This is a genomic window from Nocardia sp. JCM 34519.1, from assembly GCF_020361265.1.
Classification (GTDB): domain Bacteria; phylum Actinomycetota; class Actinomycetes; order Mycobacteriales; family Mycobacteriaceae; genus Nocardia; species Nocardia arthritidis_A.
In genome coordinates this window covers 201765-215870 of sequence record NZ_JAIRBR010000006.1, presented here as the reverse complement: position 1 = coordinate 215870, position 14106 = coordinate 201765, and the positions used below count along the sequence as shown (strand labels likewise).

Here is a 14106-nt window from a genome sequence, read left to right as displayed (position 1 = left end):
CGCCGATTCGACCGGACTGTCAACGCATGGGCACCTCCCTCTCGACCGAGCACTGTTCACCGAGCACTGTTCGGCAGCAGCCTAACGCATTGAGATAGGGTTGCCTAACCTTAGAAGCCAGGATCCGAGTATTTGCGAGGCAGACCGTGACGACAACCGCAGCGACCGGCACCCATCGAGACGGCTACGTCCCATTTCCGGAGTCGGCGGCCGCCGCGTACCGGGCGGCGGGCCACTGGTCCGGCCGCACCCTCGGCGAGCTGCTGCGCGCGGCGGCCGGGCGGCATCCGGACCGGCCCGCCCTGCTCGACGAGCGCGGCGCACACAGCTACGCCGATGTGGACGCCGCCGCGGATCGAATGGCCAACGGTCTGCTCGCCCTCGGCATCGCCCCCGGCGACCGAGTGGTGGTGCAGCTGCCGAACGTGCCCGAATTCCTGACCGTCCTGTTCGGCATGCTGCGCGCGGGCATCATCCCGGTACTCGCGCTACCCGCGCACCGGCGTGCCGAAATCGCGCATCTGGCCGAACTTTCCGGCGCGGTCGGCTACGTGATCCCGGACCGCGTCGGCGATTTCGACTATCGCGAGTTGGCCGCGATCGTGCGCGAATCCGTGCCATCGCTGCGCCATGTCCTGGTACTCGGCGACCCCGGCGCCGACACCGACCTGAATTCGGTGCCGCGCGAGGGTGATTCGCTACCCGAGCCGGACCCGTCCGATATCGCGCTGCTGCTGGTCTCCGGCGGCACGACGGGCCTGCCCAAGCTGATCGCCCGCACACACGACGACTACGTCTACAACGCGACCGCGAGCGCCGAGGTCTGCGAGCTCACCCCCGACGACGTCTACCTGGTGACACTGCCTGCGGCACACAACTTTCCGCTGGCCTGCCCCGGCATCGTCGGCGCCGTCGCGGCGGGCGCCGCGGTGGTCTTCGGCATCGATCCGAGCCCCGAGAGCGCATTCGCGGCCATCCAGCGGCATCGGGTGACGGTCACCGCGGTGGTGCCACCGCTGGCCCAATTGTGGTGCGCGGCAACCGAATGGGAAACGGCCGACCTGAGCTCGCTGCGGCTGTTGCAGGTGGGCGGCGCGCGCCTGGCCGAGGTGAACGCGCGCGAGGTGACCCCCGCGCTCGGCGCCGCGCTGCAGCAGGTGTTCGGCATGGCGGAGGGCCTGCTGAATTACACCCGCCTCGACGACGATCCGGAACTGGTCGCCACCACGCAGGGCAGGCCGCTGTCCCCCGCCGACGAGGTCCGGGTGGTCGACGCCGACGGCAACGATGTGCCCCCTGGCGTGGAGGGCGAGCTACTCACCAAGGGCCCCTACACGATTCGCGGCTACTACCGTGCGCCCGAACACAACGCCCGCGCCTTCACCCCGGACGGCTACTACCGCAGCGGCGATCTGGTCCGCCGCCTGCCCAGCGGTCATCTGGTGGTCTCCGGCCGGATCAAGGACGTGATCAATCGCGGCGGCGAGAACATCTCCTGCGACGAGTTGGAGGAGCACCTGCTGGCCCACCCGGCGGTCCGGCACGCCGCGGCCGTAGGTCTGCCGGACCCCGCCCTCGGCGAAAAGGTCTGTGCCGTACTGGTCGTCGACGCCGCGATGCCGACGCTGGCGGAGATAAAGGCCTTTCTGACCGCCAGGGGCTTGGCCACCTACAAGCTGCCGGATGTGCTGCGCCGCACCGAAACCCTTCCGGTCACCGCGGTCGGCAAGATCGATAAGAAGGCGCTGGTGGCTGAGTAAACGCCGATGAGCAGACGGTGGTGCGTCTGCGGGAGCACCACCGTCGCCCATCCCGGCCGAGCTACGCGGGGCCGGGAGATCGGGACCCCAGTGCACAGGCCACGACGAAATTGGTTGTGCCAGAACGTGGTACCCCAGGAAGATACCTCCCCGCAAACCGGCGGGGAGGCCTGGTGATCATCCGTCCAATTGCGCCTTGACGACGTACGGTGCGACGCTGCCGAGCTTTTCGCAGGTCTCCTCGAATTCCCGCTCGGGCCGCGACTGGCCGACGATGCCCGCACCCGCGCGCAGCCAGGCGCCCGCTGTGGTCTGATACACAGCGCGCAACACCAGCGTCGCCTCCAACGCACCGGTCGGCGAAATCGTCACCACCGCACCGGAATACAACCCGCGCGGCGCGCCGTCGAGCCGGAACACCGAATCGACGCCCGCCCGCTTGGGAATTCCGGACGCGGTCACCGAGGGAAACAGCGCCGCGAGCGCGTCCCAGCTGGACCGGTCGGCGGCCAGTCGGCCCCGCACGGTAGAGGCCAGATGCTGCACGCTGCCGCGCTCGCGCACCGCCATGAAATCCGAGACCGCGGGCGTGCCGGGATCGGCGATCCCGGCGATCTCGGCGAAGGCGGTCTGCACCGAAATCGCGTGCTCGACGATCTCTTTCGGATCCGCGACGAGTTCGGCCCGCGCGGCCGAATCGGCGGCGGCGCCGCGACCGAATGCCCTGGTGCCCGCCAGTGGTTCGGTGGTGACCACCCGCTCGTCGTCCACCGAGACGACCAGCTCCGGACTGAAACCCGCGGCCTCCAAACCGCCGAGCCGCAACAGGAACGACCGGGCAGGCGTGTTGTGTGCGCGCCCGAGCCGGTAGGTGGCGGGCACATCGACGGCGAAGGGCAGTTCGACCTTCCTGGACAGGATCACCTTCTGATACCGCCCGGCGCCGATCTCGGCGACCGCCTCGGCCACCCGCCCCCGGTAGTCGGTCGGATCCGGCCGCACGTCCACCGGATGCGCCGGCGGCAATTCGGATTCCTGCGCCGCGGCGATCATTTCGCGAATCTCGTCGGCCTCGGCGAGCGTCGCACCGGAGAACCGGACGCCGGATTCGCCCACCCGCACCTCGATGCGGGGAATCATCAAGTGCGCCAGCGTTGTTCGCGGGTGCAGATGCCGCGTCGCATCCAAAGCCCATGCGCAGAACTCGAATCCGAGCCAGCCGTAGGCCGACCGGTCGCCGAGTGGGAGCGTGCCGAGCACCCGGTCGAGCACCGCGGCCGGGCTACCGTCCCACGAGCTCGCGGTGGTGCGCCCATTCCAGCTGACCCGCAGCTCGTCCACGTCGAGCTCGACGGCGCCGATCGGATCCGCGGCGAATACCCACTCGCCGGGGCGCTCGTATACGACGTATTCGCCGAATCGTTCGGCGGCCGCCAGCCGGGACATCGCTGCCGCCGGATCGGTCACATACTCCACCCGCAAGCGTTCGTCCGTCGTCGACAACGATCCTCCATAGGTAATGCTGACCTCACTCGATAAGTAAGGTTAGCATTACCTGACTAGCCGTTGTCGATGTCGGCAACCACAGCGGAACTCAGGCGTCAGCAGGCTGATTCGGTACGGACAAGGCCGAGCGCTCGACACTGAGCAAACTCTCGGCGTGATGTTCCTCGTGGTAGGCCTTACCGCCACCGCGCAAGCCGAACAACCGCTTGCTATAGATCAGCCAGATGACCGCGGCGATATTGATCAGCAGCGCGCCGATGCGCAGGACGGTGATCTTCTCGGTCAGCTCGTAGATCTCGAGCGGCAGGAAGATGCTGGTCGCGATGACCGCGAAGTATTCACCCCATCGCTGCACCAGCCACAGACCGACCGCCTCGATCACCTGCAACCCGGCGTAGACCAGCACGCCGACGCCGAGCCACAGCAGCGTGGTGCTCGACAGCGAGAACGCCGACGAGATGGTGTGCACGATCTTGGACCGGTCGATATCCCAGCCGATCTGGTCCGCGAACGGTTTGAGCAGCGGCAGATCCTCGTCGAACGCCGCGCGCACCGACTCGCGCGAACTGCGGAACTTGAACACCCCCGCCGCGAGGCCGATCAGCACCACCGCGCGCAGCACCCGCTCGATGGCGAGCGCGCGCATGATCCAGCGGTCGCGCAGCAATCGGCCGCGCGGCACCTCCGGCGCATGATCGGCGGGGCCGCGGCCAACCGGCTCCCCCGGCACGAATGTGCCGCAGCGCAGACAGCGCCACGCCTCCCCGGCCACGGTATCCACCCGCAGCCGCTCCCGTAGGTCCTGCTCGTCCGGCGCATAGGTGTAATGACCGTGCCAGCCACATGCGCGCAACGCCCAATCCATGCGCGCAGCTTAATGGGCGATGCCCACCGCCGGGCACCACGCGACAGCGCGCCCGGCCAACTCGCTGTCCGGAGTTCCTGCGCGAAAAGCCGTGGGCGGCTTGAATAGGGAGATCGCCATTTTCGGAGGGACCACGGCCATGATCGAGCACAGCGACGGTGCACCGGCGCCGATTCGGCAATCGGCACAGCCGGATTCGGTGGTGGCCCTCATCGACGCCGCGACCGATGTGGAGCGCGAACTGGTCGGCGCCTGGCTACTCGATGGCGGTATCGCCAAGGAATTCGGCACCGACGCGCCGATCACCCAGCTCGACCTGGACGCGACCGCGGTCGCCGAGCGGCTCGTCACCCGGCACGACGACCCGCTCGTGGTTCCGGTGCGGGTGCTGTGGCTGCCGCCGGAGCGCGACGGCGTGCGCCGGGTCACCTTCGCCGATCTCGCGCTGCTCAGCAATCCGCGCAAACCGCACCGCTTCGCCCAGCGCAGGTTGATCGGCAAGGCGCCGGACCGGCATATCGTGCTCACCGGGCAGCCCGCGCTGCTCAGCGCGCTGCGCGCCAATAATCCGGAGGCGGCGGCGCTACTGGCCAAGGGTTCGGCCGAACCGCTTGCCAGAGCGGTGATCCGCGCCGCCGTCGTCGCCCTGGAACGCGCCGAACGCAATGTGATCGGCGACCGGTACAAGGTGCCGCGGCTGGTCGCCGAGGAGATACTCGACTCACCCGAATTCCTGCGCAGGCTGGAGCTGATCGCCGACCAGTCCGGCAGTAAACCGCACGAGGTGTATCACCGGGCCGAGAAGGCGCTAAACGAACTCGTCGCCGCGCAAAGCAGATTGGTGTCCGACCTGTTCACTCAGGCCATGCGCCCGGTACACGCCTCGACCTGGAAGGTCGACGGCGAGGCATCGGGGCTGGAGCGGCTGCGCGCCATGAACCGGCGGTATCCGCTGGTATTCCTGCCATCGCACCGGTCTTACGTCGACGCGTTCGTCCTCGGTGATGTGCTGGCGCGCAACGACTTTCCACCGAACCATGTGATCGGCGGCGCCAACCTGAGCTTCTGGCCGATGGGCCCGATCGCCCGGCGCACCGGCACCGTCTTCATCCGGCGCAGTTTCGGCGACGACGAGGTCTACAAGGCGGTGGTCGAGGAATACTTCGCCTACCTGCTGGCCAAACGATTCAACCTGGAGTGGTACTTCGAGGGCGGGCGCACCCGCACCGGAAAGCTGCGGCCGCCGCGTTACGGGCTGCTGAATTATCTTGCCGCGGCAGTACGTTCGAACCGGGTGGACGATGTGATGCTGGTGCCGGTGTCGATCACCTACGAGCGGCTCAACGAGCTCGGCGCCATCGCCACCGAGCAGTCCGGCGGCAAGAAGAAACCGGAGGGCCTGGCCTGGCTGGCGAGATATGTTCGCAGCCAGCAACATTCGGCCGGGCACGTATACGTCCGGTTCGGCGAACCGCTCTCGGCACGGGACCGCCTTGCCGCGTACGGCGATCCGCTCACCCCGCACCCGATCACCATTCCGCTGCATCGCACCGAGACGCGCTCGCCACTACCCGCCGCCGCGGCGCCGGGCCCCGACACCGACCCCGGTGTCACCGAGCTGGAGCGAAAGGCCGTGCAGCGCTTGGCCTTCGAGATCGCGGTCGGTATCAACGCGGTCACCCCGATCACGGTGAACGCCCTGGCCACCCTCGCACTGCTCGGCGTGCACGAGCGCGCACTAACGCTGGGCGAGGTGCGCTCGGTGCTCAACCCGGTGCTCGGCTATATCGAGAAGCGCGAACTGCCGCGCGGCGAACTCGCCGCGCTGCGCGACGAACAGAGCCTCGCCGTTGTGCTGGAACAGCTTTCGCTGGCCCGGGTGGTCACCGTCTACCGCGGCGGGTTGGAGCCGGTGTACTCGATCGAGCCGGGTGCGCATCTGGAGGCCGCCTTCTACCGCAACAGCGCGGTGCACTGGTTCGTCAACCGGGCGATTCTGGAGCTGGCCATTCTGGCGGCGGTGGAAAGCGGTGCGAGCGATCAGCTGAGCATCGGCTGGAAGGAGGCGTTCCGGCTGCGCGACCTGCTGAAGTTCGAATTCTTCTTCCCGGAGCGCAAGGAATTCGCCGACCAGCTGACCGCGGAAATGCTGCTGGTAGACCCGGATTGGTACAACCACACCCGGGCCGACACCCGCGGCTCGGAGATCCTGGACAAGCTCACCGCCTCCGGCTTCATGATGGCGCACCGGGTGCTGCGTTCGTTCTTCGACGCGCAGTTGGTGGTTGCCGAGCGGCTGGCCGCCCGCGATCCGGCGCTCGAATTCGATCGCAAGCAGTTCATCGACGAATGCGTCGCGGTCGGTAAACAGATGCTGCTGCAGCAGCGGCTGCACAGCCCGGAATCGGTCTCCACCGAATTATTCGGCAGCGCACTCAAACTCGCGGACAATCACGGCCTGCTCGCCGCGGTGGCACACGACTCGGCCAAGCGGCGCGCCGAATTGACCGAGCGCAGAACCGAATTCGCCGCCCGGCTGCGCACCATCGGCGCGCGCATCTCCCGGGCCGCCCTGCTCGACCCGTCCAACCGCACCGATCTGGAGCTACGGTGAAGCTGGCCGAGGCGGTGGCCGCCATCCGCTCCGGGCCACAGGGACCCGGAGTCGCGGCGATCTTCGACTTCGGCGGCGCGGTCGCGGGCGCGATTCGAATCCCCTGGTACCGGCGGCTGTTCCGGCACGCGGACCCGCAGACCGTCCTGCTCGCCGGGATCAGGACCTTCGGCTCCGACGGACCGTACAGCCGTTTCCTGCAACAGCTCAGCCGGGCACTGGCCGGGCGATCGAGCGCGGACCTGGACGAATTGGGCGAACATCTGTTCCGCCGCACCGTCTACGGCTACCTGTATCCCGAGGCGTGGCAACTGATCCGGACGCATGCCGCTGCGGGCCACACCGTGGTGCTGACCAGTTCGCTGACCCGCTTCCAGGTGACGCCGGCCGCGACGGCACTCGGCATCGAGCACGTGCTGTGCACCGAGATGGCCACCGAGGACGACATACTCACCGGCTTCGTCGCGGGAAAACCACTGTGGGGCAACGGAAAAGCCGATGCCGCGCGGGAATTCGCGGCGGCGCGCGGCATCGATCTCGGGCAGAGCTACGCCTACAGCGCCTGCGGGGCGGACGTGCCGCTGCTCGCGCAGGTGGGCCATCCGGTCGCGGTCGATCCCGAGCCACGGCTCACCACCTTCGCGACCGAACAGAATTGGCCGACGCTCGGCTTCCGGCCGCGCCGCGAACCGACCACCGGTGATGTGCTGCGCACCATCGCCGGCTTGGTCGCGCTACTGGTCGGCGCGTTCGTCGGCGTGCTGAGCAAGTCCTACACCCGCGACCGCCGAAAAATGGCCGACGCGTTGATGGTTCACGGCAGCCGGTTCGCGCTGCGCACCATCGGCGTCCGAATCACGGTATCCGGCAAGGAAAAGGCGCTGGCGCCGCGACCCGCGATCTTCCTGTTCAACCATCAGAGCCAGTTCGACGTGATCGTGGTGCCGAATGTGCTGATCGGCGGCGTCACCGGAATCGGCAAGAAGGAACTCACGCACAATCCGATCTTCGGGCCGCTGCTGCGGTTCGTCGGCGTCACCTTCATCGATCGCGCCAACACCGCGGAGGCGAAGGCCCAATTGCGCCCGGTCGTCGACACGCTGCGCGGTGGGCTGTCCATCGCGCTGGCCCCGGAGGGCACCCGCTCCTACACGCCGAGCCCGGGCCCCTTCAAGAAGGGCGGCTTCCACATGGCCATTCAGGCCGGCGTGCCGATCATCCCGGTGGTGATCCGCAACGCGGGCGAAATCTCCTGGCGCAATTCGATGATCGCCCGGCGCGGCACCGTCGACGTCGCCTTCCTCGATCCGATCGACGTCAGCGGGTGGGATCCCGACGACATGACCGACAATGTCGAGGCGGTACGTGGGCTGTTCACCCGAACCCTGCTCGACTGGCCGTCCGCTTAGACCGCGCGGCCGAAGAGCAGCTTCCACGGCATGAGCGCCGACTCCAGCTGCACCCGCAGGCTCATCTTGGATGCGCCCTTGGTGCGCTCCTCGAACCGGATCGGCACCTCGGCGATCGAAATACCCTGCTTGATCGTCCGGTAGTTCATCTCGACCTGGAACGAATAGCCGTTGCTGCGGATCGATGCCACATCGATGGCGCGCAGCGTATCCGCCTTCCACGCCTTGAATCCGGCGGTCGCGTCCTTCACGCCGAGCCGCAGGATCAGGTTCACGTAGAAATTGGCCCAGGCCGAAAGCGCCTTGCGGTACCACTTCCACTCCGCGGCGGTGGATCCGCCCGGCACATAGCGCGACCCTAGAACGACGCCCGCATCGGTGGTCGACAACTTTTCGAGCATGGCCGGAATCACCTCGGCCGGATGCGAGAGATCCGCGTCCATCTGGATCACCACATCGGCGCCCTCGTCCAGCGCCTTGGTGATGCCCGCGATGTAGGCCCGGCCGAGACCGTCCTTCTCTGTGCGATGCAGCACATCGACGACGTTCGGCAGCTCCACCGCCAGCTTGTCGGCCACCTCACCGGTGCCGTCCGGCGAATTGTCGTCCACGACGAGCACATGCAGATCGGGCACCGGTAGCGCGGTCAGCCGCTCCACCGCCACCGGCAGATTTTCCCGCTCGTTGTAGGTCGGCACAACAACGGTAACCCTCAAGGGTCGCCCTCCTGCTTACCTGTTCCCGCCGGGAGCCGTGACGGAACCCCAGCACTTAGTTCGCTGATTTCCTTGAACCGTAGCGGATCCGTCTGAGGAGGGTTCAGTCCCCGTCGCGCCAGCGCCGGTCGGCCGAATCCGCCCGCTCGTTGCGGGCCCGGACGATGTCCAATGCCCGTTCCGCGGTCGCCTGATCAGGGTACGGACCCATCCGATCGGCGAACCAGCAGCGCTTCCCGTTTTCCGCCCGGTGATGCTTCAAGCAGTAGTACCACTGATCGGCCATACACCCAGCATCCCACCGATCTTGAAACCCGGCCCCGGATTCACGCGGGCAAGATCACAGGTCACACCAAATTGGGTCGCCCATCCAGCCCGTCGTCCCCACCACGCGCGGGCACCTCGAAGATCTCATCCCCGCGCAGGCAGTTCCCGAGCGGCGATGGGCTCAGTGGAAACGGCTCGTCGACGCAGATCCGCGCGGCCCAGCCGCCCACCTCCACCCCGTCGTCGACGCGCGACTCGAGCCGCCGATGCACCTCACCGTCCCCGAACAGTCCCGCATGCGCCAGAATCTCCCCGATCGCCTCCGCCGCGCACCGCACCTCCCCCTGCGCCTCGGCCGCGGTGGCATCCGGATTCAGTTCCAGATACGCCCGCCGCGCCGCCGCCAACAGCCGCCGCGCATCGGTCACCCGCAGATCGAGCCGATACCGCAGCGAAATCTCCATCCCATCCGCCAGCGGCTCGTCCTCGATCATCCCGTCTGCCCCGCTCATACCCTCACGATATGTCCGCTTCCCGCCCCTGTCCCCTTGGGCGGCAACGGGTTTGCGCCCGTCCCGCGCCGAACCGGCCCTTGTCGGTTCGGCTCGACGCCTAACGAGATCTCAGAACAGGTAGTGGTCGACCGCTTTTCGCATCACGTCGAGGGTGTGCAGGGTTTCCGATTCCGGGAGGGTCGGCATGCTCAGGACGACGCGCTGCACTCCGGCCGCGGCGTAGCCGTCGAGCAAGGAGGGTTCGGCCGGGGCGAACGCGACCGTGACGGGCAGGTCGTGTCCGTCGAGTTGGGCTAGCTGGGCGGCGATTTCGGCGGGATCGGAGACTGCGGCGGGCAACCAGCCGACACCGTGCCGGATCGCCCGTTTCGCCGCCGATACTCCGCCGCCGATGAAGATGGGTGGCTGCCGAACGGGTTTCGGCCAGGCGTACATCGGATCGAAATCGATGAAGCGGCCGTGGAATTCGGCGAGATCCTCGGTCCAGATCTGCCGGATGGCCCGCAGCTGTTCGTCGAGCAGTGCGCCACGGGTGCGCGGATCGGTGCCGTGATCGGCCATCTCCTCCCGATTCCAGCCAGCGCCGACGCCGAATACGAAGCGCCCGTTCGAGATTCGATCGAGCGTCGCGATCTCCTTGGCGGTGTGGATGACATCGCGCTGAATCAGCAGAGTGACCCCGGTTCCCAGCACCAACCGCTCGGTGACGGCCGCGACGGCACCGAGCGTGACGAACGGATCCAGGGCGCGGTAGTACTCCCGCGCCAGTTCCCCGCCGCCGGGTGCGGGCGAGCGCCGACTCGCCGGAATATGCGAATGTTCCGGCAGGAACAGGGATTCGAATCCCCGCTCCTCCAGTGCCATACCGAGTTTCGGACCGCTGATGCCCTCGTCGGTGACGAAGGTGGTGATTCCAATCTTCATGACCCGTATACTCGAACCCTCACATTGATGTGAGGGTCAATGCGGATCTCTATGAGGTGGAACACATGCGCATCGGAGAGCTGTCCGAGCGGACCGGAACTTCCCGCCGGCTGCTGCGCTACTACGAGGAGCAGGGCCTGATCTTCGCGCAGCGGTGCCAGAACGGCTATCGCAGCTACGACGAACGCTTGGTGGATCGCGTTCAGCAGATCCGCGGCCTGCTCGACGCCGGCCTGCCCACCCGCATCATCAAGCAGATCCTGCCTTGCCTCGACCAGCCGAGTTGCCTCGTCTTCGAGGAGGCGACACCGGAAATGCTCGCGCTGCTGGAGGATCAGCTCAACCGCATGTCCCGGCGCATCGACTGCCTCGCCCGCAACCGGGACGCCATCGCCGAGTACCTCGACGCTGTCCGCGCCAATAGCTGAAGCCCACACCGCCCCTCGACCGCGAGCGCGCCGATCATCGACCGAACCGCTTGCGGCCGTTTCGGATTCGCCGACCCACGAATGCGTCGAAAATGTGACGCACCGTTCGACCCACTTCGGTGCGCGACAGGGCCGACTTCGGGCACACCGCAAAGCTTCGGCAACGTCGCCGCGAGATCGAACTGGACACGATGGCAACTACCCAACCAACATCGAACGCCGACAACATCTTTCGTGCAGCGGTCGAGCCGGCTCGGCGACGATTGTGACCAACAACTCACCATCCGCTTGCATAGGATCGCCGCGTGCGGAACATCTTTGATCCAAGCGTTCTGAAATGGCCATGGCTGCGCGACTCGCTGCATGTTTATGTACTGCCCGATCCACAGTTCGCCACATCTGTACAACCCACTATCGATGCAATAGGGGTTTTTCCCGACTGCGCCCCCGTAACGCCCCGTTGGCTGCACGCCACCGTGACCCGAATCCCATGGTGGCGCAATGAAGTCACGCCATCATCGCTCGCCCGATATTCGGATGCCTTGACAGCCATCGCTTCCGCGACGCCACCCTTCGAGATCCCCATGTCCGGCCCGGTAATTCACACCAGCAGCGTCGTCATGGCCGCCACCCCCGACCATCCCAATCCTTTACCGGACTCGCCGACACCCTTCCCCGCGTGGCAGGCACTCGTCGATCACACCCGCGAAGCCGCCACCCACATATTCGGCCCCACCCGCCCGCTACCCCCACCCCCGGCATTCCCACACGTATCTCTCGCTTACGGCGTCACCGATTGCGATTCAACCCCATTGGAACGCGCACTCGAATACCGAAGCGTCTCCACCACACTCACCGTGCACACCCTGCATTTCCTTGCCGTCCACCAGGATCCACAAGCAGGCACCTTCACTTGGGACCCCATTTCATCACACCACCTGACGAATCCAGCCAAGTAACAACCCCACCCCCTTCCAGCCCCCCGCACATCCATTTGCAAGCGCAGCGAATCCGAACGCCACGCGGGAAAACCAGCCAGTACACGCCACTTACACCCCCACACCACCGCAATAGCCCGACAGCCAAACCGCCACAACGCAACCCACAGACCAGCCACGAAGGACCCACGAGAAGCGATGCGCCGCCAGGCGCGGTGTGTGGTCGCACCCCACGAAAACCGAACCGACGATCCACATCCCGCACTTCCTGCGGCCATAGCTCATCGAATCGAAGATAAGGCCGAACGCCACACAACCAACACGTTGATCAATAACCTGACGTCCCCACCCAAAATGACCACCGCATCGGGGGTCCGGGCGCTAGCCCCGGCTACGGTGCGGTGCGAGGGCTCACCCACAAAAACGACGACGATCAAACACAACAAAGGCATGCCCACCAACCACAACACACCTGAAATCGACTGACCCCAACGCCCCCCACAACCCGAAACCCCTTGACAGGTGACGTCGCACAAAAAGGTGACCACCAGGAACGGGGGTCCGGGGGCACGCCCCCGGCCGGGGGCGTGGGGGCTTGGCCCCCACAAAGAATGACGAGATCGAAACACAGCGAAGGCGTGCCCGCCGAGCAGGACACGCCTTCGATCGAGTGGCCAGGGCCGGGATCGAACCGGCGACCTTCCGCTTTTCAGGCGGACGCTCGTACCAACTGAGCTACCTGGCCGCGGGCACCCGAACCGAATGCCGTTCGCGTGGCGCCGGATTCACTCCGACGCTTTACACTTGCGACCCTGACGGGACTCGAACCCGCGACCTCCGCCGTGACAGGGCGGCGCGCTAACCAACTGCGCCACAGGGCCTTGCTCTGCTACCAACGGTCCGAAGACCGTACCCCCTACGGGATTCGAACCCGCGCTACCGCCTTGAAAGGGCGGCGTCCTAGGCCGCTAGACGAAGGGGGCTCGCCCCGGATTCCTCCGGACCGGCTTTCAACGTTTCCGTTGGGAGCCCGGATAGCTTATGACAGACGCGGCGGGTTTCCCAAACCGGCTGGTCAGAGCGCTAATCCGAGCTCTTCGATGCGGGCGGAGGTGCGCCAGCCGTCGGTGCGGAACTTCTCCAGCCACTCGGGGGTGGCCATGGATTCGACGACCACTTCGAGTGCTTCCTCGAAGCGGGCGCGCAGGTCGACCGGACTGCCGGCGAGGTCGACCAGGTACCGCTGCCCGGCGAGGGCGGCGGCTACGGTGCGGGTGAATCGGTCGGGGTCCGCGTCGCCGCGCAGCTGCCCCTGGTCGATCGCGCGCACCGCGAGAACCCTGGTGGCGCGCCCGAGTATCCGTCCGCCGCCGGATTGCACGTCGCGGTAGAAGTCCGGCTCGATGATCAGCCGGAATTCGGCCTGCACGATGATGTCGTGTTCGAGTCGCAGTGCGATCTCGTCGATCATGCCGTGCAGGGTGTCGAGTGCGCTCAGATCTGTTCTGGCCAGCCAACGTTCGGCCGAGGACCGATAGCGGTCGACGGCTGTCTCGAGGACCGCGCGTGCCAGATCTTCCTTGGAATCGAAATGAAAGTACATAGCGCCTTTGGTGGCGCGTGAACCCTCCAATATGCGGTTGAGCGATGCAGCGGCATAGCCGCTCTTCCCGAACTCAACGGCGGCGGACCTGATAATCGCCGCACGTGTCCGGCGGGCCCGCTCTTGCTGCCGTGCCATGCTCGAAACGCCTCCGAAGCCTACTCGCCGCCAATGACCCACCCCCAAAGGAACAAGACCCTTGGCGCGAAGTTATGAGTTTTATCAATACTTCAAACCGGGTTTTCGCCCAGTTTCAAACTTTCGGTACGAAAACTTGCGAAAATCCTGAAACACACCAGCTGGTATAGTTTTCCTGCCCGGGTGCGCCGCAGGGGGTGCGCACCCGGGTATTTCTTTGTCTCGGATCTGCCTCCTGCGGCATCGAATCGGGTAAGCCACGACAAGCCGGACCGGTCGCGACACGTTCGGGCACATCAACGATAAGCCGAATTCCGGATCCGCCGGGTGGGTCGACGATTCTTCCGGAATTCACCAAGGCGTCACCGTACCCGGAAATCCCTTCCGACACGCGGCAAACCGGAGAGTAAGGCTTCAAGTCGA

At 66.3% G+C, this 14106-nt stretch carries 12 protein-coding genes and 3 tRNA genes; 5 read left to right on the top strand and 10 right to left on the bottom strand.

Translation table 11 applies throughout. From position 1 onward, the window contains the following. The first annotated feature begins 146 nt into the window (after window positions 1-146). Entirely contained in the window at window positions 147-1760 is a 1614-nt protein-coding gene (locus LGY53_RS18005) for a (2,3-dihydroxybenzoyl)adenylate synthase (protein ID WP_225727815.1), read from the top strand. Between the two features lie 177 nt (window positions 1761-1937). Here the strand turns inward: LGY53_RS18005 and LGY53_RS18000 are convergent, their stop codons facing one another. Then, window positions 1938-3263: a salicylate synthase gene (locus tag LGY53_RS18000; RefSeq protein WP_255665258.1), complete on the bottom strand. Its 1326-nt coding sequence runs from the start codon at window positions 3261-3263 to the stop codon at window positions 1938-1940. A gap of 91 nt (window positions 3264-3354) precedes the next feature. After that, window positions 3355-4131 (bottom strand): DUF2127 domain-containing protein, encoded by a 777-nt coding sequence (locus LGY53_RS17995; protein ID WP_225727814.1) that lies wholly within the window; start codon window positions 4129-4131, stop codon window positions 3355-3357. A gap of 139 nt (window positions 4132-4270) precedes the next feature. On the opposite strand from LGY53_RS17995, the gene LGY53_RS17990 reads away from it, so the two are divergent. Further along, window positions 4271-6745: a glycerol-3-phosphate 1-O-acyltransferase gene (locus tag LGY53_RS17990; RefSeq protein WP_225727813.1), complete on the top strand. Its 2475-nt coding sequence runs from the start codon at window positions 4271-4273 to the stop codon at window positions 6743-6745. After that, window positions 6742-8154, top strand: a complete 1413-nt coding sequence (locus LGY53_RS17985; protein WP_225727812.1) for an HAD-IB family hydrolase — start codon at window positions 6742-6744, stop codon at window positions 8152-8154. The genes LGY53_RS17990 and LGY53_RS17985 overlap by 4 nt, the downstream gene beginning before the upstream one ends. Here LGY53_RS17985 and LGY53_RS17980 read toward each other — a convergent pair. From LGY53_RS17980 to LGY53_RS17965, 4 genes are all read right to left on the bottom strand, one after another. Further along, window positions 8151-8870, bottom strand: coding sequence for a polyprenol monophosphomannose synthase (locus LGY53_RS17980; RefSeq protein ID WP_255665259.1), 720 nt, complete (start codon window positions 8868-8870; stop codon window positions 8151-8153). The genes LGY53_RS17985 and LGY53_RS17980 overlap by 4 nt on opposite strands. A 103-nt stretch (window positions 8871-8973) precedes the next feature. Continuing rightward, window positions 8974-9156 carry a hypothetical protein gene (locus tag LGY53_RS17975; RefSeq protein WP_225727811.1) on the bottom strand — a complete coding sequence of 61 codons (183 nt, stop codon included), beginning with the start codon at window positions 9154-9156 and terminating at the stop codon, window positions 8974-8976. A gap of 61 nt (window positions 9157-9217) precedes the next feature. Further along, window positions 9218-9649, bottom strand: a complete 432-nt coding sequence (locus LGY53_RS17970; protein WP_225727810.1) for a hypothetical protein — start codon at window positions 9647-9649, stop codon at window positions 9218-9220. Window positions 9650-9760: 111 nt separating this feature from the next. Then, window positions 9761-10576, bottom strand: coding sequence for an LLM class F420-dependent oxidoreductase (locus LGY53_RS17965; RefSeq protein ID WP_225727809.1), 816 nt, complete (start codon window positions 10574-10576; stop codon window positions 9761-9763). A gap of 65 nt (window positions 10577-10641) precedes the next feature. Here LGY53_RS17965 and LGY53_RS17960 point away from each other — a divergent pair, with 65 nt between their 5' ends. Both LGY53_RS17960 and LGY53_RS17955 read left to right on the top strand, forming a co-directional pair. Beyond that, window positions 10642-11004, top strand: coding sequence for a MerR family transcriptional regulator (locus LGY53_RS17960; protein WP_225727808.1), 363 nt, complete (start codon window positions 10642-10644; stop codon window positions 11002-11004). 305 nt (window positions 11005-11309) lie between these two features. Beyond that, complete coding sequence (locus LGY53_RS17955) at window positions 11310-11963, top strand: hypothetical protein (RefSeq protein WP_225727807.1); 654 nt, start codon at window positions 11310-11312, stop codon at window positions 11961-11963. Between the two features lie 650 nt (window positions 11964-12613). On the opposite strand, the gene LGY53_RS17950 is transcribed toward LGY53_RS17955, so the two are convergent. From LGY53_RS17950 to LGY53_RS17935, 4 genes are all read right to left on the bottom strand, one after another. Further along, a tRNA-Phe gene (locus LGY53_RS17950) sits at window positions 12614-12687 on the bottom strand. 62 nt (window positions 12688-12749) lie between these two features. Next, window positions 12750-12823 (bottom strand) — tRNA-Asp (locus LGY53_RS17945). Between the two features lie 29 nt (window positions 12824-12852). Further along, window positions 12853-12925, bottom strand: a tRNA-Glu gene (locus LGY53_RS17940). A gap of 92 nt (window positions 12926-13017) precedes the next feature. After that, window positions 13018-13683 carry a TetR/AcrR family transcriptional regulator gene (locus LGY53_RS17935; protein WP_167471814.1) on the bottom strand — a complete coding sequence of 222 codons (666 nt, stop codon included), beginning with the start codon at window positions 13681-13683 and terminating at the stop codon, window positions 13018-13020. Window positions 13684-14106: the final 423 nt, after the last annotated feature.